Origin of the sequence: Streptomyces sp. NBC_00322 (assembly GCF_036147535.1) — a bacterium.
Taxonomy (GTDB): domain Bacteria; phylum Actinomycetota; class Actinomycetes; order Streptomycetales; family Streptomycetaceae; genus Streptomyces.
The window spans coordinates 1,578,853-1,603,055 of record NZ_CP108019.1; the positions used below are offsets into that span (position 1 = coordinate 1,578,853).

Annotated in this window: 20 protein-coding genes and 2 pseudogenes; 10 read left to right on the plus strand and 12 right to left on the minus strand. The window is 69.4% G+C overall.

Annotated features, from left to right (window positions below):
- Positions 1 to 122: 122 nt before the first annotated feature.
- Positions 123 to 1,295, minus strand: a complete 1,173-nt coding sequence (gene xylA, locus OG905_RS07150; protein ID WP_328682090.1) for a xylose isomerase — start codon at positions 1,293 to 1,295, stop codon at positions 123 to 125.
- 159 nt (positions 1,296 to 1,454) lie between these two features.
- On the opposite strand from xylA, the gene xylB reads away from it, so the two are divergent.
- Positions 1,455 to 2,933, plus strand: coding sequence for a xylulokinase (xylB, locus tag OG905_RS07155; protein WP_328666796.1), 1,479 nt, complete (start codon positions 1,455 to 1,457; stop codon positions 2,931 to 2,933).
- A gap of 208 nt (positions 2,934 to 3,141) precedes the next feature.
- Here xylB and OG905_RS07160 read toward each other — a convergent pair whose 3' ends face one another.
- A complete protein-coding gene (locus OG905_RS07160; RefSeq protein WP_328666798.1) occupies positions 3,142 to 3,759 on the minus strand; it encodes a TetR/AcrR family transcriptional regulator in 618 nt (205 codons plus the stop codon).
- Positions 3,760 to 3,830: 71 nt separating this feature from the next.
- On the opposite strand from OG905_RS07160, the gene OG905_RS07165 reads away from it, so the two are divergent.
- Positions 3,831 to 4,304: a DUF1453 domain-containing protein gene (locus OG905_RS07165; RefSeq protein ID WP_328666800.1), complete on the plus strand. Its 474-nt coding sequence runs from the start codon at positions 3,831 to 3,833 to the stop codon at positions 4,302 to 4,304.
- Between the two features lie 183 nt (positions 4,305 to 4,487).
- On the opposite strand, the gene OG905_RS07170 is transcribed toward OG905_RS07165, so the two are convergent.
- From OG905_RS07170 to OG905_RS07185, 4 genes and pseudogenes are all read right to left on the minus strand, one after another.
- Positions 4,488 to 5,528 carry a YeiH family protein gene (locus OG905_RS07170; RefSeq protein ID WP_328666802.1) on the minus strand — a complete coding sequence of 347 codons (1,041 nt, stop codon included), beginning with the start codon at positions 5,526 to 5,528 and terminating at the stop codon, positions 4,488 to 4,490.
- Entirely contained in the window at positions 5,528 to 6,106 is a 579-nt protein-coding gene (locus OG905_RS07175; RefSeq protein ID WP_328666804.1) for a cysteine dioxygenase family protein, read from the minus strand. Before OG905_RS07175 ends, OG905_RS07170 begins: the two co-directional genes overlap by 1 nt.
- Before the next feature lie 91 nt (positions 6,107 to 6,197).
- The gene (locus OG905_RS07180; RefSeq protein WP_328666807.1) at positions 6,198 to 7,103 is read right to left on the minus strand and encodes a LysR family transcriptional regulator; all 906 of its coding nucleotides are present in this window, start codon (positions 7,101 to 7,103) and stop codon (positions 6,198 to 6,200) included.
- 228 nt (positions 7,104 to 7,331) lie between these two features.
- Positions 7,332 to 7,481 (minus strand): annotated as a pseudogene (locus tag OG905_RS07185) (SAM-dependent methyltransferase); the annotation flags it as partial.
- A 172-nt stretch (positions 7,482 to 7,653) separates the two neighbouring features.
- Between OG905_RS07185 and OG905_RS07190 the strand changes: the two are divergent.
- Positions 7,654 to 8,463 carry an N-formylglutamate amidohydrolase gene (locus tag OG905_RS07190; protein ID WP_328666809.1) on the plus strand — a complete coding sequence of 270 codons (810 nt, stop codon included), beginning with the start codon at positions 7,654 to 7,656 and terminating at the stop codon, positions 8,461 to 8,463.
- Positions 8,464 to 8,543: 80 nt separating this feature from the next.
- Here the strand turns inward: OG905_RS07190 and OG905_RS07195 are convergent, their stop codons facing one another.
- Positions 8,544 to 9,407 (minus strand): SDR family NAD(P)-dependent oxidoreductase, encoded by an 864-nt coding sequence (locus tag OG905_RS07195; RefSeq protein ID WP_328666812.1) that lies wholly within the window; start codon positions 9,405 to 9,407, stop codon positions 8,544 to 8,546.
- Between the two features lie 106 nt (positions 9,408 to 9,513).
- Between OG905_RS07195 and OG905_RS07200 the strand changes: the two genes are divergently transcribed.
- On the plus strand, positions 9,514 to 10,095 hold the full coding sequence (locus OG905_RS07200) for a CGNR zinc finger domain-containing protein (protein ID WP_328666813.1): 582 nt from the start codon (positions 9,514 to 9,516) through the stop codon (positions 10,093 to 10,095).
- Between the two features lie 124 nt (positions 10,096 to 10,219).
- On the opposite strand, the gene OG905_RS07205 is transcribed toward OG905_RS07200, so the two are convergent.
- Positions 10,220 to 12,082 carry a cellulase family glycosylhydrolase gene (locus tag OG905_RS07205; protein ID WP_328666814.1) on the minus strand — a complete coding sequence of 621 codons (1,863 nt, stop codon included), beginning with the start codon at positions 12,080 to 12,082 and terminating at the stop codon, positions 10,220 to 10,222.
- A 613-nt stretch (positions 12,083 to 12,695) separates the two neighbouring features.
- On the opposite strand from OG905_RS07205, the gene OG905_RS07210 reads away from it, so the two are divergent.
- From OG905_RS07210 to OG905_RS07225, 4 genes are all read left to right on the plus strand, one after another.
- Positions 12,696 to 12,932: a type A2 lantipeptide gene (locus OG905_RS07210; protein ID WP_328666815.1), complete on the plus strand. Its 237-nt coding sequence runs from the start codon at positions 12,696 to 12,698 to the stop codon at positions 12,930 to 12,932.
- A 143-nt stretch (positions 12,933 to 13,075) separates the two neighbouring features.
- Entirely contained in the window at positions 13,076 to 13,882 is an 807-nt protein-coding gene (locus OG905_RS07215) for an HlyD family efflux transporter periplasmic adaptor subunit (RefSeq protein ID WP_328666816.1), read from the plus strand.
- Positions 13,879 to 16,149, plus strand: coding sequence for an NHLP family bacteriocin export ABC transporter peptidase/permease/ATPase subunit (locus tag OG905_RS07220; protein WP_328666817.1), 2,271 nt, complete (start codon positions 13,879 to 13,881; stop codon positions 16,147 to 16,149). Before OG905_RS07215 ends, OG905_RS07220 begins: the two co-directional genes overlap by 4 nt.
- Position 16,150: 1 nt before the next feature.
- Positions 16,151 to 19,030, plus strand: a complete 2,880-nt coding sequence (locus OG905_RS07225; protein WP_328666818.1) for an NHLP bacteriocin export ABC transporter permease/ATPase subunit — start codon at positions 16,151 to 16,153, stop codon at positions 19,028 to 19,030.
- Positions 19,031 to 19,214: 184 nt separating this feature from the next.
- Here the strand turns inward: OG905_RS07225 and OG905_RS07230 are convergent, their stop codons facing one another.
- From OG905_RS07230 to OG905_RS07240, 3 genes are read right to left on the minus strand one after another with little or no spacing between them, the layout of a single operon-like run.
- Positions 19,215 to 20,003 carry an ABC transporter ATP-binding protein gene (locus tag OG905_RS07230; RefSeq protein ID WP_328666819.1) on the minus strand — a complete coding sequence of 263 codons (789 nt, stop codon included), beginning with the start codon at positions 20,001 to 20,003 and terminating at the stop codon, positions 19,215 to 19,217.
- Positions 20,000 to 20,896, minus strand: a complete 897-nt coding sequence (gene ntrB, locus OG905_RS07235) for a nitrate ABC transporter permease (protein ID WP_328666820.1) — start codon at positions 20,894 to 20,896, stop codon at positions 20,000 to 20,002. The genes OG905_RS07230 and ntrB overlap by 4 nt, the downstream gene beginning before the upstream one ends.
- Complete coding sequence (locus OG905_RS07240) at positions 20,893 to 22,125, minus strand: CmpA/NrtA family ABC transporter substrate-binding protein (protein WP_328666821.1); 1,233 nt, start codon at positions 22,123 to 22,125, stop codon at positions 20,893 to 20,895. Before OG905_RS07240 ends, ntrB begins: the two co-directional genes overlap by 4 nt.
- A 166-nt stretch (positions 22,126 to 22,291) precedes the next feature.
- On the opposite strand from OG905_RS07240, the pseudogene OG905_RS07245 reads away from it, so the two are divergent.
- A pseudogene (locus OG905_RS07245) lies at positions 22,292 to 22,563 on the plus strand (tetratricopeptide repeat protein); the annotation flags it as partial.
- Between the two features lie 98 nt (positions 22,564 to 22,661).
- On the opposite strand, the gene ribA reads toward OG905_RS07245, so the two are convergent.
- Entirely contained in the window at positions 22,662 to 23,312 is a 651-nt protein-coding gene (gene ribA / locus OG905_RS07250; RefSeq protein ID WP_328666823.1) for a GTP cyclohydrolase II, read from the minus strand.
- 125 nt (positions 23,313 to 23,437) lie between these two features.
- Between ribA and OG905_RS07255 the strand changes: the two genes are divergently transcribed.
- A complete protein-coding gene (locus OG905_RS07255; RefSeq protein WP_328666825.1) occupies positions 23,438 to 24,187 on the plus strand; it encodes a creatininase family protein in 750 nt (249 codons plus the stop codon).
- Positions 24,188 to 24,203 lie beyond the last annotated feature (16 nt).

A 24,203-nucleotide genomic window follows, 5' to 3' on the forward strand; every position in this document is an offset into this window, starting at 1 on the left:
AGGACATGCGGCCGAAGGTCGCATAAGGGGTTCGGGGCGGAGCCCCGATTCGGGATGGGGGTACCTCCCACGGCCGCCAGGCCGTAGGGGGAGGGCGGGTAGGGGAAAGCGCCGAAGGCGGCCTACACCCGCACCCCCAGCAAGTGGTCCAGCGCCAGCTGGTCCAGCTCCTCGAACGCCATCCCCCGCTCCGCCGCCGCCTCCACGTCGAACTCCTCGAACGCGGACCGGTCCGCCAGCAGCCCGGACAGCCCGTCCTCAGCCGTGAAGCGGCAGAGTTCGTCGAGACGCGCCGCCCGTAGCGCCTCCCGGACCGCGGGGTCCGCGCGGAACGCCGCAGCCCGTTCCCGCAGAATCAGATAGTTGCGCATACAGCCCGCCGCCGACGCCCACACCCCATCCGCGTCCTCCGTCCTCGGCGGCTTGAAGTCGAAGTGCCTCGGGCCCTCGTAGCCGCCGGTCTCCAGCAGGTCGACCAGCCAGAAGGCGGACCGCAGATCGCCCGCGCCGAAGCGCAGGTCCTGGTCGTACTTGATGCCGTTCTGCCCGTTGAGGTCGATGTGGAAGAGCTTGCCCGCCCACAGCGCCTGGGCGACGGAATGCGTGAAGTTCAGCCCGGCCATCTGCTCGTGGCCGACCTCGGGGTTGACTCCGTACAGCTCGGGCCGCTCCAGCTGTTCGATGAAGGCCAGCGCATGGCCGACGGTCGGCAGCAGGATGTCGCCGCGCGGCTCGTTCGGCTTGGGCTCGATGGCGAAGCGCAGCTCGTAGCCCTGCTCGGTGACGTACTCCCCCAGCAGGTCGAAGGCTTCCTTCATCCGGTCCAGCGCGGTGCGCACATCCTTCGCGGCGCCCGACTCCGCGCCTTCGCGGCCGCCCCAGGCGACATAGGTGCGGGCCCCGAGCTCGGCGGCCAGGTCGATGGTGCGGATGGTCTTGCGCAGCGCGTACCGGCGTACGTCGCGGTCGTTGGCTGTGAAGCCGCCGTCCTTGAACACGGGGTGGGTGAAGAGGTTGGTGGTGGCCATGGGCACGACCAGGCCGGTGGCGTCCAGCGCCTGTCTGAAGCGTTTGACGTGCGACTCTCGCTCGGACTCGGACGCGCCGAAGGGGATCAGGTCGTTGTCGTGGAAGGTGACGCCGTAGGCGCCGAGTGAGGCGAGCCGCTGTACGGACTCGACGGGGTCCAGTGGCGGGCGGGTCGCGTCCCCGAACGGGTCTCTGCCCTGCCAGCCGACCGTCCAGAGGCCGAAGCTGAACTTGTCGTCGGGGGTGGGAGTGAAGCCTTGCGCCATGGCCATGACCGCCTTCGAACCCTGGTTTGTTTGCTGACCTTACTAATAATGCATACCCCCTCCCGATCGCAGTAGCCCCCAACACCTGTTCGCGCAGGACCGCTTGACGTAATTTGTTCGGCGAACGGCCAAATAGGCCGGGAGGGAGAGGTGGGGACCATGCCCGCGCAGCAGGTGGTCATCGGCGTGGACAGCTCGACCCAGTCCGCCAAGGCCGCGTTCATCGACGTGGCAACCGGCCGCACGCTCGCCGTCGGCCGGGCCCCGCACCAGGTCGGCGGCGAGGGCGGCGCCCGCGAGAGCGACCCCGAGGGGTGGTGGTACGCGCTGCGCGAGGCCGTTTCCGCCGGGCTCAAGGAGTCGGGCCTGCCCGCGTCCGCCGTCACCGGTATCGCGGTCGCGGGCCAGCAGCACGGCCTCGTGGTCCTCGACCGGCCCGGACGTCCGGTCCGTCCCGCGCTGCTGTGGAACGACACCCGTTCGGCCCCGCAGGCGGCCGCCCTCACCGAGGCGCTCGGCGGGCCCGATGCCTGGACCGCCCGTACCGGATCGGTGCCGGTCGCCTCCATGACGGCCGCCAAGTGGCAGTGGCTGCGGGAGAACGAACCACGGGCTGCCAAGGCGGCCGCCGCCGTACGCCTCCCCCACGACTTCCTCACCGAACGGCTTGCGGGTACCGCGGCCACCGACCCCGGTGACGCCTCGGGCACCTGCTGGTACTCCACCGCCACCGGCTCGTACGATCCGGAGATCCTTCAACTCATCGGCCTGGACCGCGACTTGCTACCTCCGGTCGCCGCGACCGGAGCCGTACGCATCGGCTCGCTGACCGACACCGCTTCAGCCGACCTCGGCCTGCCCGCGGGCATCGCCGTCGCCGCGGGCACCGGCGACAACATGGCCGCCGCGGTCGGCCTCGGGCTCGGGGGCGCGGGGCTCCTCGACCACCCGGCCCTCAGCCTCGGCACCTCGGGCACCGTCTTCGCGGCCAGCCGCACCCGGCCCGCCTCCCCGGCGCTCGCCGGGTTCGCCGCCGCCGACGGTACGTATCTCCCGCTGGCCTGCACCCTGAACTGCACGCTCGCCGTCGACAAGATCGCGACCCTGCTGGGCCTGGGCCGTGACGCCGCCGAGGCGGGCGGCGAGGTCGTGCTGCTGCCCTACCTCGACGGGGAGCGCACCCCCGATCTGCCCGCGGCTTCCGGTCTGCTCACCGGCCTTCGCCACACCACCACCCGCCAGCAGCTCCTCGGCGCGGCTTACGAGGGCGCGGTGGTGACGGTGCTGCGCGCGCTGGACGAAGTCCTCCGCGCCTGCGGCCTCGACCCGGCCGACGAGGAGGTGGCGGCCCGCCCGCTGCGCCTGGTGGGCGGCGGAGCCAAGGGACGCCACTGGGTGGAGACCGTGCGCCGCCTCTCCGGCCGCCCGCTGCTGATCCCTCAGAGCGGCGAGCTTGTCGCCCGCGGCGCGGCGGCCCTCGCGGCGGGAGCCGCGACGGGCGAGGACCCCGTCGCGCTGGCGAGCAGTTGGCAGAGCGGCGGCGATGCTGTCGAACTCCCGCCGGTGGAACGGGACATGGAGACCTGGGAGCGGGTCTCGGCCGTACTGGAGAAGGCGGCGCCCACGCTGCTCGCCTAGGCCCTGTCCGGTGGGTCAGACCGTCGCGCGAGTGGCGACCGGCCGACCGGGGCTTGACCCTCATGCCAAGCAGCTCGGACACATATGGTCGACGCCGAGCGCGCTGAGGCCGTGCTGCCCGCCTCAGCGAGGAGAGTGAAGGGCTGGCGCGCCGGCGTGCAGCCCTTGATGTCCCCGAGGCGTGCGCGCTGAACGCGTTGGCCGGAGGTCAGCTGTCGGCTTTGAGGGCATCCAGGTGCCGCCGCAGTACCTGCCGGAGCAGCTTCGGCGGATAGCGGTCCGGCAGCAGCGTCGCCTGGAGAGTGAGTCCGTCGAGGAGGGCGGCCAGTCGCGTGCTTTCCAGTTCGATGTCCATGCCGGCCGGCAGCCCGCCGGCGCAGTGGGCTTCGTGCAGCACGCGCGAGATCAGGGTGTGCAGGTCGGCCTGCATCTCGGCTGCGCAGGGCCGTAGTTCGGGGCGGGTTTGTGCTGCGGCGGCGAAGGCGAGCCAGAGTGCGGCTTCCTGGCTGCGGGCCTCGTCCAGGGGGAGGAACTCGGCCAGCAGCTCTTCCGTGGCGGCCCGGCGGTCGGTGCGGCCGTCGGGAGCCAGGAGCCGCTCGGCGTGGGTGCGGATGCGGTCGCCGATGCGCTGGCTCAGCTCCCTCATCGTGAAGGTCATCAACTCGTCGTGGTCGGCGAAGTAGTGGCGGACCGATCCGATGGCGAGTCCGGCTTCATCGGCGACGTTGCGCAGCGACGCATGCTCCAGCCCCTGCCGGGCGACGACGGACAGGACGGCTTGCGCCACCGCCCTGCGGCGGGCCACGGGATCGACGATCTTTGGCACATTGCTGTTATAGCACGACTGGGCTAACATCTTTTTAGCTCAATCGTGCCATAAAGATGGGTGGTATCTGCGTGAACCCCTGGCTACTCGCCGCGATCATCACGGTGGTTGTGATCGCGGTCGTGATCAAACGGATGATCGGTGAACCGGTCAATGCAAGGGACCTCTTCGCGGCCCCGGCGATCCTGACCGGGATCGGCGTCCTGTCCCTCGTCAAGATGACGGATCTGACCGGCAACGACCTCACCTGGGTCATCACGGGCGCCGCCGTCGGCGCGGCACTCGGCGCACTCCGCGGCGCCACCATTCAACTCGTCGACAAGGGGGGCGTGCTGTGGCAGCGGTACACCGGCCGCACCTTCCTCGCCGTGATCGGCACCCTGGCGGTCACGGCCGGCTTCAGTGTCCTGGCGGTGAAGATGGGCATGCACGAGAACGCACGCCCGCTCCAGCTCTCCATCGGCGTGAGCTTCCTCGGCGAGTCCCTCATGGTCGGCCGCCGCGGCATGGCTTCGGGAATCCCCTTCGCCCCGGCACGTCGCTGACTCATTGCCACACCCCGTGCCCGCATATGTCGGACCCGCTCGGCCGGCACCGTCCGACAGGTCATGAGCGGAGCCGGAGGCGAATGGCAGCGACGGTCACGGTGCCGTGGAAGATGTACGCCCGCTGGACGTCGGCCGCTGGTCACGCGACCCATCGGACAGTGCCTGGCACTCGCGCGGACTTCAGCCCATGACCAGCAGCACCCCCGCGTACGAGACCCCCGCCACGACTACCCACGCGCTCAGCCCCAGCGCCGCGACCCTTGCGCCCGTGCGCGTGAGGGACGGCAGGTCGACCGCGCTGCCGAGACCGAACAGCGCGGCGGCGAGCAGGAGTTCCTGCGCGTGCTGCGCCGCGTCGATGGCCGACGTCGGCAGCAGGCCCGTACTGCGCAGGGCCACCATCGCCAGGAAGCCGACCACGAAGAGCGGGACGAGCGGCAGCCGCTTCCTCCCCGTCACAGCGCCGCGCCGTCTGTGTCGAACGGACAACGCCACCGCCGCGACGAGCGGTGCGAGCAGCGCCACCCGCATCAGCTTGACCAGGACCGCCTCAGCGAGCGCGTCGGGGCCCGCGGTCTGCGCGGTGGCCACGACCTGCCCCACGTCGTGGACGCTCGCGCCGACCCAGCGCCCGAACTCCGCGTCGCTCAGCCCCAACGGCTGCTGCAGCAGCGGCAGTACGGCGATGGCGAGGGTTCCGCACAGGGTCACCAGCGCCACGGAGGTCGCGGCGTCGCGTTCGTCGCTGTCCGTCGCCTCGCTCACCGCGCCGATCGCCGACGCCCCGCAGATGGAGTATCCGGCGGCGATCAGCAGCGGCTGATCGCCCGGGAGCCCCATCCTGCGGCCCAGCCACCAGGTGCCCAGGAAGGTCGCGGCGACGACGCCGAGCACCATGGTGACCGTCGCCCAGCCGAGGCCGAGCACGTCGTCCAGGCTCAGCTTCAGCCCGAGCAGCACGATGCCGACGCGCATCAGGCGCTTCGCTGCGTAGGTGAGTCCCGGGCGGGCCGCTCCCCGGACCAGGACGCGTGCGCCCGGCAGATGCGCCGCCACGATCCCCAGCACCACCGCGGCGGTCAGCATCGGTACGTCCGGCAGGAGTTGGTGGACGGACCAGGCGACGGCGACGGCGGACGCGGCGAGCGCGAGTCCGGGCAGGGTGCGGGGCGCGACCGCGGAAGGGGGTGCCTTGGCCGCCCGTTCCCTCAGCAGCGCCATCAGCGGTCGGCCGGCAGCTCGTAGACCCGCCGGACGCTGGTGCCCAGACGCGAGATGTCCGCCCCGTACACATGAAGGGAGATCGCCCGGCCGGGTCCCGCGTTCCAGACCCGGTGGATGTCGCCGGGCGGCGCGAATCCGCAGACCTCGCCCTGCCCGTTGACGACATCGCCGGTGGCGACGAGGCGCGCGGCCGCCCCGGTGGCCTGGGACGGGAGGAGGCGGTAGCGCCGCTCGTACTCCTCACCCTCGTGCACACCGGTGGTGCACCACGACACATGGTCGTGCACGGACGTGCCCTGGCCCGGCAGCCAGACCAGCGCGACGATCGAGAAGCTTCCGTCATGCTCGGCGTGCAGCAGATGCTGGCGATAGCGGGCGGGGTCGCTCTCGCACTGCTCGGAGGTGAGCAGATCGTCCGCGCCGAGATGCGGTGCGAGGCGCTCACCGACCAGATACGCCGTCAGGTCCGGCGGCAGGCCTCTCCCGACGGCCTCGCGCACGTCGGCGATCAGCACGTCGAGGCGGTCGGTCGTGCGGGCGGCCGTGAAGGCGGTCGTTCCGGTCGAGATGGTCATACGGGCAGCGTCGAGCCGCCCGACCCATCACGTCCAACGACGGTTTCTTGGCTGCTTCCCAAGCTCCGCTTATGGATGGGTCGCCGCTGCCTCAGCAGCCGATCTTGTTCGCCGCGACCGTCTTCAGCTCGTCGAGTACCAGCGCCGTCGCCGGTATCCGCAGATGCTCTTTCAGCACATACGCCGAGATCTGCCGCCGGGAAGCGGGTTGCAGCGGCCGTCCGGTGACTTTGCGGTGGCAGAGGAAGTTCAGTACGAGCGCCGGGATCATCGCGACACCGAGTCCCTCCGCGACCAGGCTCTGCACGACGAGATTGTCGTCGGTCGTGAACGCGATGTCCGGCGCGAACCCCTGCTCGCCGCATTCGTGAAGGAGATTGGCGCGGCAGCGCAGGCACCCGGCTATCCACCGCTCCTGCGCCAGATCGGCCAGCTGCACGGCTCTGCGCCGCGCCAGTGGATGCCCGGCCGGCAGCAGCACCGTCAACTGGTCCTCCAGAAGCGGGATCTCCACCAGCTCGTCCGGCACGTCTTCATGCAGGCCGGGATAGGTGAAGGCGAGTGTGATGTCGCATTCCCCGCGCACCAGGCGATGGAGCGACTCCGGCGGTTCGCTCTCCAGCAGGTCGACGCGCACACCGGGGTGGGCGGCGGCGAGGCGGGCCATCGCCTCGGGGATGAGCGTGGCATTGGCGCTGGGGAACGCGCAGACGCGGACCCTTCCCGCGCGCAGCCGGGTCAGGGCGCTCATCTGCTGCTGGGCCGCGGACATGTTGTCGAGGATGACCGTGGCGTGCCGCGACAGGGCCTCGCCCGCTTCGGTGAGGCGCATACTGCGGCCGACCCGGATGAACAGCGGTGTGCCGACGTCCCGTTCGAGAGACTTCATCTGCTGGGTGATCGCCGGTTGCGTATAGCCCAGGGTGCGGGCGGCCGCCGAGTACGAACCGGCTCTGACCACTTCATGGAAAGTTCTGATGTGCCGGGAATCGAACACACCTGAATCATAAGCAGAATTTGGGTACCCCGGGATCCCGGCCGGTCCCTTGGCCGGTATACGCCGCCGCTATACGCCGCCGACGACCGCTGCTGCCACGGCTACGCCTTGCGCGCCACTCCCGCGTAGAGCGAAGCCGCCTCGTTCCCCTCGGTGACCTCGTCCACTCCCGGCTCGGGGTGCCACCGCGTCAGCTGGACGATGCCGGGCTACTGGCGCTGCTGCACTTCTCGCCTGTTCAAGTATGCGCCCGGGCTCGCGCACATCGGCCTGGATGTAGTCGGTCACGCCCTCGGGGGTGCTGCGCAGCAGCGCCTCCGCGTGGGTGAGCACGATCGGGTCGTTGTCGGTGTAGACGACGCGGGACTCGGGAGGAGGCTGCGGCGCTGCCGTCCGTCGCGCTGGCGCCGTGCAGTTCGATGCGGGTGATGGGCGCGTGGGTCGACCCGGGGCAGTCGCGCTGTTCCCGGAGGTGAGATTCGCAGGCCCGGCCGGCTCCGGCTTCGTAGAATGCTCGTCGATCTCCGCTCGCCCGGCAGGAAGGACAGCGATGTCCCACGAGCCCCCACCCTTCCGGCTTCTTCCCGGCGCCGACCACTCCCCGGTCCTTCTGCATGTCCCGCATTCCGCACGGGCCATCCCCGCGCCGGTCCGCAGCGGCATCGAGCTGGACGACGCGGCGCTGGAGCTGGAGCTCGACCACATCACCGACGCCCACACCGCGGAGATCGCCGCCGCCGCGGCAGAGGCCGCTCCCGTCGCCCCCTGGCGTTTCGTCAACGGTCTTTCGCGACTGGTGATCGATCCTGAGCGGTTTCCCGACGAACGGGAGGAGATGCTGGCCGTCGGCATGGGCGCGGTCTACACCCACGCCACGCACGGCGAGCGGCTGCGCTCACCGGATGTGAACCCGCAGCCGCTGATCGACCGCTACTTCCGTCCGTACGCGAAGGCGATGACCGCGGCGGTCGGCGAGCGGCTGGCGGCCACCGGACGCGCCGTCGTCATCGACATCCACTCCTATCCGACCGAGCCGCTGCCCTACGAGTTGCACGGCGAGGGCCCGCGGCCGCCGATCTGCCTCGGCGCCGACGACTTCCACACTCCGCCGGAGCTCGTCGCCCTGGCGGAGAAGGCGTTCGCCGGGTTGGGCGGCACGGCGGTCAACACGCCCTTCGCCGGTACGTATGTGCCTCTGAAGTACTACGGCAAGGACCCTCGCGTCAGCGCGCTGATGATCGAGATCCGCAGGGACCTCTACATGACGGAGCCCGGCGGCCCCGCCGGCCCCGGCCTCGCGGCGCTCGCACGCGCGGTGGCCGAACTGGTCTCTCACACGGGCGGGACGAGGGTGCTGTAGCGGTCGGGCCATCCCGGTCGCCCTTGGTGTCGAGCCGATCCGCCGGGATCCGCAACCCGGCCGCAGCCAGGCCCGATTGGTCAGGACTCTTGGAGAGCGGCGTCCACGCCCCGGGTGACACCGGTCCAGTCGTCCAGTTCGCGTACGCGTGCGGCGAGGGCGCCGCGAATGTCGTCCTCCGCCGCGCGTCCCAGGGCGAGACGCAGCGGCGGCTGCTTGGCGTCGACGGCGGTGACGACGGCCGCGGCGACTCGGGCGGGATCGAGGAACGCTTCAGGGGACAGTTCACCGAGCGAGCTCTGGACGGCGCGCACGGTCCGGTCGTAGTCGGGGGCGGGTTCGGCGAAGACCAGGTGGGACAGGAAACCGGTCCCCATGTAGCCCGGCTCGATCAGGGTGAGCTTGATGTCCAGGGGGGCGAGCTCGGCAGCCAGGGCGTCGGAGAGCCCTTCGAGCGCGTACTTGCCGGCGGCCAGCAGGCCGACGCCTGGGTGCGCCAACTGCCCGTAGAGCGAGGATCCCTGGAGGATGTGGCCCGATCGCTGCCCTCGCAGGACGGGCAGCGTCGCGCGCAGCACATTCAGCGGGCCGAAGACGTTGGTGTCGAAGATGGCCCTGGCCTGTGCGTCGGTCGCCTCCTCGACGGCGCCGAACAGTCCGTATCCCGCGATATTGGCGACCACGTCGATGCGACCGAAGGCGGCGAGGGTCTGCTCGACGGCGCGGTGGGCCGCGCTTTCGTCTCGGACGTCCAGTTCGAGCGCGATGGCCTGGCCGGGGTAGCGGTCGACGAGGTCGGCGAGCGACTCCGTGCGGCGGGCAGTGGCCGCGACGCGGTCGCCGCGGTCGAGGGCGGTGATCGCCAGTGCGCGACCGAGGCCCTGAGAGGAGCCGGTGATGAACCAGGTGCGGGCAGTGTTCGAGGTGTCACTGTCGTTCGTCATGGTTAGGACCATAAGCACTTAGCTCCTAACTCGCAAGTGAACCAGCACCCCTATGTCTATGCCTGTAAGCAATGACGCCTCACTCGCCTCGGGTACTGTGGTCTTCATGGCCATGGATGCAAGCCGGACGACGCTCAGCCCTTCGGCGGCGGCGGAGGTCGTACTCACCTTCGTCAACACCCGTGCGATCGACGGCAGTCGTGAGGAACTCCTCGACGGTGCCGCCTTTTCTCGGTGGTTGCGGAAGGAGGACCTGATCGACTCCCCATCGTTGGTCACGGATGCCGATGCCGCCGCCGCCCGTGAGCTGAGGGACGCCTTGGTCCTCGTCCTGCTCGCCCATACGGGCGAGCAGGACGAGGCGGGCCGAGCCGGAGCCGAGGAGTATCTGCGCCGCAGTGCGGAGCTGTATCCCCTGGCTCCTGTCATCACCGCCTCCGGCGTACACCTCGCGCCCACCCAGAGCGGCGTACCGGGCGCGCTCGCAAAGATGCTCGCCGCCGCATCCGATGTAGCCCTGCGCGGCTCCTGGATGCGACTCAAGGCATGCCGGAACCCGCCGTGCCACCTCGGGTTCTACGACCGGACACGCAACTCCTCCGCGGCCTACTGCAGCCCGAATCGATGCGGAGCCCAGGTCGCCATGCGCACCTACCGCAGCCGCAAGGCGAAGGAGGAAGGCCGGTAGCCCGACTACGGCGACTACCCTTCAGGCCCTCCACCATCTCCGGATGTGGTCGTCGTATTCTCCGGGGAACTTGTGCGTGATGTCGTCGGGCCCGAGGGCAGCAACTGGCGAGCGGGGCGGGGCCTCACTCGTCCCCCGCCGCCCACCCCGCCAGTTCCGCCCGCGCCGCACTCAGCAGCTCCGACGACGGCGCCGTCGCCCCGTTGGTGACGAGCGCGTAGTGCGGAGCGTCAGCCCTCCCGGCCGTGAGCAGCAGGCGGCGGCTGCCCGTCCCGCCCGGTTCCGGGGCCACCGCGATCGGCACATCCGCCCCGTACGGCGGCAGGCCGCTGACCGTGCCGAGGTCGGAGACGACGGTGGTCCGGGAGGTCTCGAAGGAGGCCGGGAGGTGGAGTTCGGTGGGGGCGGAGCCGCCGTCCGAGCGCCACAGCAGGAGGCCGTACTGCCCGGAGCCGACGAGCTCGGAGACGTGCGGGAGCGACTTCGGTACGGGATTCCAGGTGAGGGTGGCCGATCCGTCCCGTGAGCGGTCCTCGTAGGTGAAGGCGAGGGCGCGGCCCGCCGTGGCGCTGGGGTAGAGGCGGTCCAGCAGTCTGGCGTCCTGCCGCAGGACCGGCGTCCCGGAGTCGTCGAGGCGTACGGCGGAGAGGTCCTCGTCGTTCCAGGCGTCGCCGGTGGTGCGGACCTTGTCGGGGTTGCCGTTCATCAGCTCGTGGTGGCGGCCGTTGTAGATGTCCCACTGCCATTGCGTACCGGACAGGACAGGGCCCGAGTCCCCTGGTCGGGACCACCAGGTGGCGCCGGGCAGCCGGGAGTCCAGGGCCTGGTACATCGCCTTGTAGACGGTCGGGGCCTTGTCGGAGACCGTGCCGGTCAGGGGATGGCCGAACTCACTGACGACCGTCGCCGTTCCGGCACCCGCCGCGCGGTCGCGGACGGCACCGAAGTCGCGCGCGTACTGCCCGTCGGCGGCCTTGCCCCACATGAAGACGCCGGAGATGGCCTTCTGGTCGTAGAAGTGGGTGTTGAAGACATAGCGCGGGCCGATGGTGCCCGCGTCGAGAAGGCCGCCCTCCTGCTTCTGGAAGGAGAGGTTGGAGTTCCAGAAGAGGTTCGGTTCCACGAAGACGGGCTTGGACTGCCATCCGGCGGCGTCCATGCGGGCGCGGAACTTCTCGTAGAAGGGCCAGAGCAGGTCGCGCTCCCACGCGCGGCTGGTCTGGCCGGTCTCGTACGAGCCCGCGTGCGGTTCGTTGTACGGGTCGAAGCCCGCGACCGCCGCGAACTCCGCGTCGGTGAGGTGGTCGGCGAGGTAGGCCATGGTGGTCCGGGCGGTCGCCAGGAAGGCGTCCTGGACGCCGCCGCGGTTGTGCCAGAAGTCGTACGCCGCGCGCTTCACAGCCTCGTTCTGGGTGATGTTCTGGCCCCAGAAGAGGCAGATCCCGCAGGACTCCCGTGGATAGCCGCCGGCCTCGACCGCCCACTTGGGGGCTCCGTCGCCGGAGTACCAGCTGCCCGGGTTGAACAGATACCGGGAGTAGAGGTCCTGGTGGAAGTCGGGGTAGACGCGGATGCCCGCAGCGAGGAAGGCGCGCATCTGCTCGGTGGCGGCGGCGAGATAGGCGCTGTCCGCCTGGCCGCGGACGGGTTCGGCGTGGGCCCAGGAGAGCAGGAAGCGGACGCTGTTGGCGCCGCCGAGCGTGCGCAGCGCGATCGCGGACTTCTCGGCGTCGGCGACGGACGCGAAGGGCAGTCCGCCGTTCTCCTCCAGCTTGGTCTCGCCGGACACGTTGTATCCGCGCAGCACCACCTCGCGGCCGAGTCCGTCGGTGAAGCGGCCGTGGTCCACCGTGAACGCGGCGGCGGCCTGCTCGTCGAACCAGAGCGAGCCGGGCGGGGTCGCGGCGGCGGACGTGGCGCCCCCGGTGGTCAGGGACGCGGTCATGAGGACGAGCAGACCGATCAGACGCGCACGCATCATCGCCATACCCACCACCGTTCCTGACGCATCGTCAGACTGTCAATGGCCCAAGCCCGGTCGAGTGCCGCCAAACGCCGAGGTATGCGCCGGAATCGACCATTCCGCTCGCGTCGGGCGCACTTCCGTTATGCGACTATCTCGGCTTCTTCCGGGGGGCCGGACCATTTCCACCGTAATACCGTGCCGATTGCAGCACTGAACACCCTCTGAACACCCCACGGAAACACTCCCTACACATGGACGCCTGCGGCGCATGCACCACCTGACACGAGCAAGCGTTCTTCGGCGAATCTGCACACCGAATACCCAGGCGCCACACAGTCTCCGGCACCCATCCCGGCGCTGACCTGCCGGTCCGTCGTTTGGTGCGGAATGTCCTCCCATCGGCCAAGAGGGCACCCGGGCATCGGAATTGAGGCGCGGCGAATACGTGAAGAAGATGACACCAACCCATGGACGCCCGTGCACGCGGCGTAATTCAGCGGACCGGAAGCACTCTGATCCGCCGCTGTCCGATTAGCTGCGCAACACGCCTGCGTGCTTTGATCCTTCGCACTGCGGGAGAGTCGAAAGACCCGGTCGCAGAAATTCGAGTTAGCCATGCGAAGGGAAGCTCATCATGAACTCCACCCCCCAGGTTGAGACCCAGGTAATCTCCGACGCCGACCTGGACAACGTGTCCGGCGGCCTGGTGGGCCAGGCCGCGGGCGCCGTCCTCGGCACCGCCGACTCGCTCGTCCCGGTCTCCGGCATCGTCGACGCCGCGTCCGGCACCGTCGGTTCCCTGGTCGGCACCGCCGAGGGCGTCACCGGCCTGAACACCTCCGGCGTCACGGGCCTGGCCGCCGGTCTCTGAGCCGGTTCTGTGTCGCTGGGCGGCACAGGCAGTTGCGGTGACTACGGCCAGTCGGCTTCCCCTCCCTGTCGACCGGCCGGGCCATGTGCCCCGGATCCCCCACGGGTCCGGGGCATTCGGTCGCCGCCCCCCGAGGAGTGTCCGTGCAGTTCCGCCAACAGGCCCTTTCCAAACTCCAGTCGCCCGAGGAAATCGATCTGCCGGTGCGTTTCGCCCGGCCGCGCGGCCTGCTCGTCCTCGCCGTCACGGTCGTCGTCATGATCGCCGCGGCCGTGTGGGCCGTGACCGGCACCGTGACCTCGACGCTCGGCGCGCCCGGAATCCTCACGCACGCCCAGGGCAGCTATGTTCTGCAGAGCCCCGTCTCGGGCCAGGTCACCGAGGTGCTGGCCGAGGAGGGCGCAAGGGTTCCCGCCAACGCTCCCCTGGTGAAGGTCCGTACGGCCCAGGGCAGCACCGTCGTCCGTACGATCGCAGCGGGCCGGCTGACAGCGCTGGTCGCCACGATCGGCTCGGTGGTCACCACCGGAGCGGACATGGCGGCGGTAGAGCGCGTCGAGAAGGCCGACGACCCCTTGATGGCGGTTCTGTATGTCCCTGCCGAGAGCGCGTCCACCGTGCGCGTGGGTGCGACGGTGGATCTCACGGTCCAGTCGGTGCCCACACAGCAGTACGGAGTGCTGCGCGGCCGGGTGAAGACGGTCGGCCGGACGGCCCAGACCCGGCAGCGGATCACCGGATTCCTCGGCAGCAGCCAGCTGGGCGAGCAGTTCTCCAAGGCGGGCCAGCCCGTCGCGGTCCTGGTGAAGCTCGATACGTCGTCGGGCACCAAGTCCGGCTACTCCTGGTCCACTTCGCAGGGCCCTGCGTACGCCGTCGACTCCATGACCCTGGCCACCGGTTCCATCCGCCTGGCCCAGCAGCATCCGATCGATTGGCTGCTCCCATGACCACGCAGCAGCAACTGCCGCCGGCGGGCCGCGGCCGGCACCGTCCGGAGAGCGCGCCCGCTCCACGACGTGGCGGCGCTCGCCGGGGAGCTCCCAAGCCCAGGAAGCCCGCGAAGCAGAAGACCGTTCGCACTCCGACCGTGCTTCAGATGGAGGCTCTGGAGTGCGGCGCCGCCTCGCTCGCCATGGTGCTCGCGCACTACGGACGGCACGTACCGCTGGAGGAGCTGCGAATCGCGTGCGGCGTCTCGCGCGACGGTTCGCGTGCCAGCAACATCCTGAAGGCCGGGCGCAGTTACGGACTGCAGGCCACGGGCATGCAGATGGAGCCCGCGGCACTCGCCGAGATGCGGGTGCCCGCGATCCTGTTCTGGGAGTTCAACCACTATGTCGTCTACGACGGCATGGGCAGGCGGTTCGGCCGCCGGGGCGTGCACATCAACGACCCGGACAAGGGCCGCCGCTTCGTGGCGACGGAGGACTTCGACACCAGCTTCACCGGCGTCGCCCTGATCTTCGAGCCTTCCGGCAGCTTCCGCCGCGGCGGCCGCAAGCCCGGGATCATGCGCGCGATGCCCGCGAGGCTGCGCGGCACGACAGGCACCCTGCTCGCGGCGCTGCTCGCGAGCCTGCTGCTGGTCGCGGTGGGCGCGGCGGTGCCCGCGCTGAGCCGTACGTACATCGACATGTTCCTGATCGGCAATCAGACCTCGCTGCTCGGACCGCTGTTCGCGTCGATGGCGGCGATGGTGGCGCTGACCGCGGTGCTGACCGGACTGCAACAGGCGAACCTGCTGCGCGGCCGCATCATCGCGTCCACGCTCAGCAGCGCCCGGTTCCTGCGGCATCTGCTGCGGCTGCCGGTCACCTTCTTCGCGCAGCGCAGCCCGGCCGATCTGGTCCAGCGCCTCCAGTCCAACGACGCCGTCGCCGAAACACTCGCCCGGGACCTCGCCGCCGCGGGCGTGGACGGCGTCGTCGTGATCCTTTACGCCCTCCTGCTGTGGACGTACGACCCTCAACTCACCGTCATCGGGATAGGGATCGCCCTGCTCAATGTGGTCGCGATGCGCATCGTGATCAGGCTGCGGGCCACCCACACCCAGAAGCTGCGCGCCGACAGCGCCAGGCTGACCAACACCTCGTACACCGGTCTCCAGCTGATCGAGACCATGAAGGCCACCGGCGGCGAGAACGGATACTTCCGCCGCTGGGCGGGCCAGCACGCGACCACACTGGAGGAACAGCAGCGGCTCGGCGTGCCGAGCGCGGTCCTGGCCGTCGTCGCACCGACCCTCGCTACGCTCAACAGCGCCCTGATCCTGTGGATCGGCGGTCTGCGGGCCGTGGAGGGCCATATCTCGATCGGTCTGCTCGTCGCCTTCCAGGCGCTGGTGACCCGCTTCACCGCGCCCATCACACGCCTCAACGGCGTCGCGGGCAGAATCCAGGACTTCGCCGCCGATGTGGCCCGCCTCAAGGACGTCGAGAGCTTCCCCGTGGACTCGCTCTACTCGCGCCGGGAGACCGACGCGAGTACGCGCAGGCTCAAGGGCCATGTGTCCCTGGAGAACATCACCTTCGGCTACAGCCCGCTCGACAAGCCACTGCTCAGCGACTTCTCCCTGACGGTCGGACCCGGCCGGCAGGTCGCGCTCGTCGGTGGGTCGGGCAGCGGCAAGTCCACCGTCTCGCGGTTGATCTCCGGTCTGTACAGCCCGTGGGAGGGGACGATCCGCATCGACGGGCAGCGACTTGAGGACATTTCCCGCAGCTCGCTTGCCGCATCGGTCTCCTTCGTCGACCAGGACGTCTTCCTCTTCGAGGGCACCGTCCGGGACAACGTGGCGCTGTGGGACCCCTCGATACCGGACGACGCCGTCGTCACCGCCCTGAAGGACGCGGCACTCTACGACGTGATCGCACGGCGTCCCGACGGCATCCACAGCCGGGTCGAGCAGGACGGCCGCAACTTCTCCGGCGGTCAGCGCCAGCGGCTCGAGATCGCCCGGGCACTGGTGCGGCGGCCCAGCATTCTGGTGCTCGACGAGGTGACGAGCGCCCTGGACGCCGAGACCGAACGGGTCATCATCGACAATCTGCGGCGCCGCGGGTGTGCCTGCGTCGTCATCGCCCACCGGCTGAGCACGGTGCGCGACAGCGACGAGATCGTCGTGCTCGACCACGGCTCGGTCGTCGAACGCGGCCGGCACGAGGACCTCGTCGCCGCCGGGGGCGCGTACGCCCAGCTGGTCAAGGAGCACTGACGTGGCATCCGTTCACCCGGCCGCGGTCGTGGGACCGGGCGAGAGCGACGCGGTGACCCATGCCCTGGGCGGCCTGGGCGCGCCCGTGGACTGCACCGGCCTGCGCAGTCTGCCGCTGGAGGGGCCGCACGTGCTGTGGCTCGTCGTCGGCGGAACCCTGGATCTCTTCGCGGTCGACGCCGCCCAGCAGGGGCACTGGCACTTCCTCGGCCGCGTGGAAGCGGGCACCCTGCTGCTGGGCCCGGTCGAGGGCCCCCGGCACACCCTGCTCGGCAGGCCCTCGCAGGACTGTCTGCTGCGCCGCATCCCGCTGCGGGAGCTGTACCGGCCGGAGTACAGCGGCGAGTACCCGGCGTACGGCTCCCAGTATCCGACGGGGCACGGGACCGGCTACGAGACGGGGTACGAGGCGCCGACCCCGCTGGAGCACGCCTTCGCCCTCGGCACCGGACGTGGCCTCGGCGTCCTGTTCCAGGCTCCGCTGGAGGGCCGGGCCACCGACGAGGCCATGGCCGACGACGACATCCTGTGGATGCCGGTCCCGTCCGGCAGTGTCCAGTACGGCGCGATGTACAGCGCGGAGGCCGCGGGCGATCTGCTCGTGGACGCCGCGCTGTGGCAGCAGATGGTCAACCAGCAGTACCGGCTGCTGTCCGCGGTGGACCGCTGGATCGAGACCCTTGAGCGCGCCCACGAGGACCGTACGGCCGCGGGCATCAAGGCGGGCGAGGCCGTCCGGGCCCGGGCCGACCAGGCACTGCTGGCTTCCATCGGCAGGCCCGAGCGGGCCGGGCGCGCATCCGCCGGAGCGGACGGAGCCGACGACGACGCCACCTTCGCCGTCTGCCGACGCGTCGCGGAGGCCGCGGGGATCACGCTCACCGAGCCGCCGAAGAGCGGCCCGGCAGGCGACCGCATCAGTCCCGTCGAGCGGATCGCGACCGGCTCCCGGATCCGTACCCGCGCGGTCCGGCTGGAGGGACGCTGGTCGCGTACGAACACCGGTCCCCTGGTGGGCCATTGGGCCAAGTCCGGCGCGCCGGTCGCCCTGCTGTGGCGCCGCGGCCGCTACGAGGCGGTGAACCCGGCCTCCGGCCTGCGCATCCGGATCGGCGAGAACCGGGCGGAGGAACTCGAGCCGCGCGCCGTGATGTTCTACCGCCCGTTGCCGGAACGGCCCATGACCCCCTGGCGCCTCCTTCGCTTCAGTCTGCGCGGTGCCGCATCGGACGTACGCAATCTGGCGATCGGCGGACTGGTGACCGTCGCCCTCGGCGCGCTGGTGCCGATCGCGACCGGCCAGGTGCTCGGCGTGTACGTACCGACCGCAGAGAAGAGCCTCATCGTCCAGGTCGCCCTGGCCGTGATGATCGCCGGCATCGTGTCGGCCGCGTTCATGCTGCTGCAGAACCTCACGGTCCTGCGGATGGAGGGCCGTATGGAGAGCGCGCTCCAACCGGCCGTGTGGGACCGGCTGTTGCGGCTGCCGACCCGGTTCTTCACTGAGCGCTCCATCGGCGAGCTGGCCAGCGCGGCGATGGGCGTCAGCGCCGTCCGGCGGCTGCTGTCCGGCATCGGCCCGGTGGCCCTGCAGGCCGGCACGGTCGGCGGGATGAATCTCGTACTGCTGCTCTGCTACAGCGTGCCGCTGGCACTCACGGCCATCGCCATGCTGGTCGTCATCGGAGCCGTGTTCCTCGGGATGGGACTGTGGCAGCTGCGCCGGCAGCGGGAGCTGGTCGAGCTCGGCAACAAACTCAACAACCAGGCCTTCCAGACCCTGCGCGGACTGCCCAAGCTGAGGGTCGCGGCGGCGGAGAGCTTCGCGTACGCCGCGTGGGCGCGGGAGTTCGCCCGCTCCCGGGAACTCCAGCAGCGGGCGGGGCGGATCAAGAACCTGACGACAGTCCTCGACGCGGTCTATCTGCCGCTCTGTTCGCTCACCATGTTCATGCTGCTGGCCGGTCCTGCGCGCGGGAGCATGTCGGCGGGTGAGTTCCTCACCTTCAACACCTCCGTGACCATGCTGCTGACCTCGGTCACCCAGCTGTCGGGGGTGCTCGTGTCGGCCGCCGCCGCACTGCCCATGTTCGAGCAGATCAGGCCGGTCTTCGACGAAGCCCCCGAGGTCCGCGGGGCCAGCGCCCAGCCCGGCGCCCTGTCCGGCGGGATCGAGACCAGAAAGCTCAGCTTCCGCTACGCCGACGACGGCCCGCTCGTCCTCGACGACGTGTCCCTCCAGGTGCGGCCGGGCGAGTTCGTGGCAATCGTCGGCCCCAGCGGCTGCGGGAAGTCGACGCTGCTGCGGCTCCTCATCGGCTTCGACCGGCCGACCTCCGGCAGTGTCCTGTACGACGGCCAGGACCTGGCGGCCCTTGACCAGGCCGCCGTACGCCGCCAGTGCGGAGTCGTCCTGCAGAACGCACAGCCGCTGACCGGATCGATCCTGGACTGCATCTGCGGCACCGAGGCCTTCACCCAGGAAGAGGCCTGGGAGGCGGCCGAGATGGCAGGCCTGGCCGAGGACATCAAGCGCATGCCGATGGGCCTGCACACGATGATCGCGGGCGGCGGCGCGATATCGGGCGGCCAGCGCCAGCGCCTGATGATCGCCCAGGCCCTCATCCGCCGCCCCCGCATCCTCTTCTTCGACGAGGCCACGAGTGCGCTGGACAACGAGGCCCAGCGCATCGTGATCGAGTCCACCCGCCGCCTGAGCGCGAGCCGCGTCGTGATCGCCCACCGGCTCTCGACCGTGATGGACGCCGACCGCGTGATCGTGATGTCGGACGGCCGGATCGTGGAGCAGGGCCGGCCGGCCGATCTGCTCGCCCATGCGGGCGGGCACCTTCACGAACTCGTACGGCGCCAGATGACGTGATTCAACAGCAGTTCGGGACCGGGCTGGAGCGGCGACGGTGCCCGATGCCGAGTTCTTCGGTGAGGTGGCCGCGGGCGGTGGTCTCAACCCGCTTGGAGGCGAACCAGGCTGAGACCACCACCCGCGGCCACCTCACCCCCAAGATGACTCGGCAGACCTGCACCGGCCCTGGGACCGGCCGGAGCTATGCGGCCGCCGTGCTGTCGGCGAGCAGCAGGTCGGCCAACTGCTCCTGGGTACCGGCGTATGCCGGGTGGTTGGTGATCGTCGCGCGGTCCCGAGGACGCGGGATCGGCACCGGGATGATCGTGCGCACCGACGGCTGCGGCGGGTTGGACATGACCACGATCCGGTCGGCGAGCAGAATGGCCTCATCGAGCCCGTGCGTGACCATGAGCACCTTCTCGGTCTCCGACTCGTTGCCCCACAGCTCGACGAGTTGTTGTTGCAATCGCGAGCGGGTGAGCGCGTCCAGTGCACCGAACGGCTCGTCCAGCAGCAGAGTACGGGGTCCCACGGCGAAGGCCCTGGCGACCGCGGCGCGCTGAGCCATGCCGCCCGACACCTGGCCCGGGCGCTTGTCGCGGTGCTCCCACAGCCCGACGGCGGTCAGATACCGCTCGACCATGTCGTCGGCCTTTGTCCGCGACCAGTCCGGCCGTGCCGCGCGGACGGCCTCGCGCACATTCGCGAGAAGGCTCAGCCTGGGCAGCAGTGAGTAGTTCTGGAAGACCATCGCCCGTTCCGGACCCGGCCCTGTGACGGCCTGACCGTCCACGACGATCTCCCCCGCGTTGGGGCGGTCAAGTCCGCCGACCAGATTGAGCAGCGTCGACTTGCCGCAGCCCGAGTGGCCGATGAAGGAGACGAATTCCCCCTCCTCGACTGTCAGATCGACCCCTCGTAGAACATGCTGAGCGGCTGATCCCCTTCGGCGGAACGACTTGTGCACCCCGCGGATCTCGACGGTCACGACTTAACCTCCTCGATGGCCACCTTGCGCGAGAGCCGTACCAGGATCGCGTCAAGGATCAGACCGACAAGACCGATGAGGACGATCGCGGCGACGACCGAGCTGAGGTTGCCGGCGTTGTACGAGTCCCACACGAAGAACCCGATCCCGGAATTGCCGGAGAGCATCTCGACCGCCACGATGACCATCCAGGCGATGCCCATCGACAGCCGCAGACCGGTGATGATCGACGGCAGGGCGTTCGGCACAAGTACATGCCTCAGGTAGGCGATGCGACCGAAGCGGAAGACCCGCGCGACATTGCGGTGATCGTGAGGGATCTCCGCCGCACCGGCCGCGGTGTTGATGAGCGTGGGCCAGAGCGCGGTAATGAAGATCACGAATATCGAGGCCTGGGAGGCGTCCTTGAACACGGCCAGCCAGATCGGAAACCAGGCCAGCGGCGACACGGGACGCAGCACCTGCACCACCGGGTTGAATGCCAGCCAGGCCCGGCGGCTCGCACCGAGGAGGAGCCCTGCCAGCACCCCGACCACGGCGGCCAGAGCGAAGCCGGTGAACACCCGCTGCAGCGAGGTGGCCAGCTGAAGACCTACCCCCTTGTCGTTCGGGCCGTTGTCGTAGAACGGATCCCCCAGCAGATCGACCAGCGTCCGTGCCCCGTCGAGCGGGGCCGGGACGTCGGTGGACCGGGATGCGGCCAGCTGCCACAGCAGCACCACGATTGCGGTACCGAGCACGGCCCATCCGATGCCGCGGCCCAGCTCGGCAAGCCGACTCACCCAACCGCCGCCGATGGGCGATCGGGAGGCGGCGGGGGGGCCGGGAGGCTCGGGCTGGGCATCCGTCTCAGCCGGTTCTGCCCGGTCCGTATGCGTCAGCGAGCTCGTCATGGCCGCTTCGCCTCCTCCTGCGGCTTCTTGGGGTCGAACATCGTGCCGTCGAGCTTCACGTGGAACGGGCTCATATCGTCTGCCGGGACGTCGATGCCCTCCTTGGCGGCGACCTCCTCGTAGAGGTCGCGCAGGATGATCTCGTCAGCGATCTTGGTGTACGGAGGCGCCTCCTTGAGGAGCCCGAAGCGCTGGTACTGGCTCATGAACCAGATCGCGTGCCCGCGCCGGGGCGCGCAGGTCTGTCCGTCGCGGAAGAACATCATCTGGTCGCCGCTGAACTTCTTGTTGCCCAGGTCCGCCCCCAGCTCGTAGCTGCCGAGCAGTCGGCCCTCGATCTCCTTGGCCGGTGCCTTCACGTACTGCGGGGCGCCGATCGTCGTCGCCGCCTTGGCCCGGTTGTCCAAGTCGTCGAGCCACTTGCACGCCTTGAGGACGGCCCCCATCACATCGGCCAGGACGTCCTTCTTCTCCGCGGCGAACTTGGCGCCCGCGACCAGGGCCTTCTCCGGGTGGTGCTGCCAGATGTCCTGGGTCGTGATGTGGGTGAAGCCGATGTCCTGCTTGACGGCGACGGCGTTCCAGGGCTCACCGACGCAGTAGCCGTCCATGTTGCCGACCTTCATGTTGGCGACCATCTGCGGCGGCGGGATCGGAACGATCTTGACCTTCGAGGAATCGGCCTTGGTCGCCTTGAGCCAGTAGCGCAGCCAGGTGTCGTGCGTACCACCGGGGAAGGTCATGGCCAGGGTCGGGGACTTCTTCTCAAGGAGTGCCTTGGCGGCCTTCAGGTCCGCGTAGCCGGCATCGGCGAAGTCCTTCTTGAGGGTGATGGCCTGGCCGTTGTTGTTCAGCACCATGGCGATCTTGAGGTCGGTGGAACCCTTGCCCGCGATCTTCGTTGCAACAGACAGAGGGAGGCTGAAGAGGGCATGTGCGGCATCGATCTGCCCGTTGAGCAGGTTGTCCCGGGTGGCGGGCCAAGATGCCTGCTTGATCAATTCAACATTGAGGTCACGCTCGGCGAAGTACCCGAGTTCCTCCGCCATCACCAGGGGCGCGCAGTCGGTCAACGCGATGAATCCAAGTCGCACGGTACGGCCGGGCTTGGCTGATGAGGACTTCTTGTCGGCCGATCCACACGCGGTGAGCGCGCTGCCGAGCGAGGCGGTAAGGGCGGCTGTTCCAGAGAGGCGGAGGAAGCCTCTACGCCCGAGGTTGTTTTCCATGGCCAGAAGGTATGGGTGCCCGACGACGGTGGAATTGCGCGTATGTCAAGGACGCAAATCACACATCTCGCAGTCCCGTGGGCACGCAGTGTGAGGTGGACGAAACGAGCCGGAGCCTTCCAGAGAAGGCTCCGGCGCCGGGAGAAGGCGGGGTCTTGCCCCCCACACCGGGCGGCCTGCCGACGCCTTGCGCGAGCATCAGCAGGTGCCGATCACCCCGGCACACCTCGCAGCACGCCGGGAAATGGCCTACGCGCTGGGCCAGTTGGGCCGCCACTTCGAGGCACATCAGATGTGCACCACAGTGCGCTCGACGCGCGGGAGCGCGCCATGGGCCCCGACCACCCGGACACCTTGCGCTGCCGTCACAGCCTTACGTTCAGCCTGTTCGGGCCCGGGCGCCCGGAAGACCCGTACCGCATGGCGCGCGATACAGCGATCTCCTGCGCGGCCCGGCCGCCGCCGGTCGCGGTGCAATCGGCAGTTTCACGCCACCTTGCCAACCACGGTCGGCGGCTGACCACACGGCCTCGAGACTAGTCGGCCACGCCGTCCAGGTGCGGCAGGTAGTGATCCAGGCGATCCCGCTTGGTCCACAGATAGGACCTGTTCTCGGCGCGCGGCGGTATCAGCAGGGGTACCAGATCGGCGATCTTGATGCCGTGCCGCAGCAGCGCCTCGCGCTTGAGCGGGTTGTTCGACAGCAGCCGCACCGACTGGACGCCGAGATCGTGCAGGATGTCCGCCGCCACCTGGTAGTCGCGGGCGTCGACCGGGAGTCCGAGGGCGATATTCGCCTCGACCGTGTCGAGGCCCTCCGCCTGGAGCTTCATCGCCCGGAGCTTGGCCAGCAGGCCGATTCCGCGCCCCTCATGGCCCTGGAGGTACACGAGAATGCCGTGCCCTTCCTGCACGATGGCGCCCAGCGCGGCGGACAGTTGGTCGCCGCACTCGCAGTGTTTGGAGCCGAAGACATCTCCGGTCAGACACTCCGAATGCACGCGGGTAAGTGCTCCTTCTCGCTGGACATCGCCGAATACCAGCACCATTTGTTCCTCGCCGCTATTGCGGTCCAGGTAGCCGATCGCGACGAAATCGCCGTGCACGGTGGACAGTTGCACATCCACCACTCGTTCGACACCTGATGGACGAACACTTCCGCGGAACGCGCCATCACTTTCTGTCATGCGCCCGATCCTATCTGGCAGACTGCGGGTGGTGTGAGGGAAAATGACGAAGGGCACAACTGGGCGCCCGATTCATCACGTTCGACCATCGGCGCGCAGAGCGAACGACGAAAGGCCGGAAAGACATGAGCGGTTCGGAAACGCCACGGCAGGCAGCGGGACTGTTGCCGTTGCACTCCACGGAGGATGTGAGGGCCGAGGGGGCCGATGTCGCCATCCTTCCCATCGGTAGCTTCGAGCAGCACGGTGCGTATCTTCCATTGGTGACGGACACGGTCGTCGCCTGCACCATCGCCTGCGAGGTCGCCGCAGCTCATCCGGTACTCCACCTTCCTCCGCTGACCGTCTCCTGCTCCCACGAGCATGCCGCCTGGCCGGGCACGGTCAGCATTTCCGCGACGACCCTCAACGCGGTGGTACGGGACATCGCCGACTCGCTGAGCCGGTCCGGTATCGGCGCCCTGATTCTGCTCAACGGGCACGGCGGAAATTACGTTCTGCGCAATGTGGTTCAGGAATCCGAGAGCAACGGTATCCGCATGGCGCTTTTCCCGGGCACGGCGGACTGGGACGCCGCCCGGGCCAGAGCCGGTGTGCAGACCCCGTCGCACAGCGATATGCACGCGGGGGAAGTGGAGACATCCATCCTGTTGCACGCCCATCCCGAACTCGTCCGCCCCGGCTTTGAGACATCCGATTTCCTGGCCGACGACCGTAAGCATCTCCTCACTCTCGGTATGGAGGCATACACGGACTCCGGAGTCATCGGCCGTCCGTCAATGGCATCCGCCGATAAGGGAAAGGAACTGCTGGCCTCCCTTGTCGAATCCTTCGGTGAGTACGTCTCGCTGCTCTCCGGGCGGGGGACGCGATGAGCGACCTCGGTGGTGT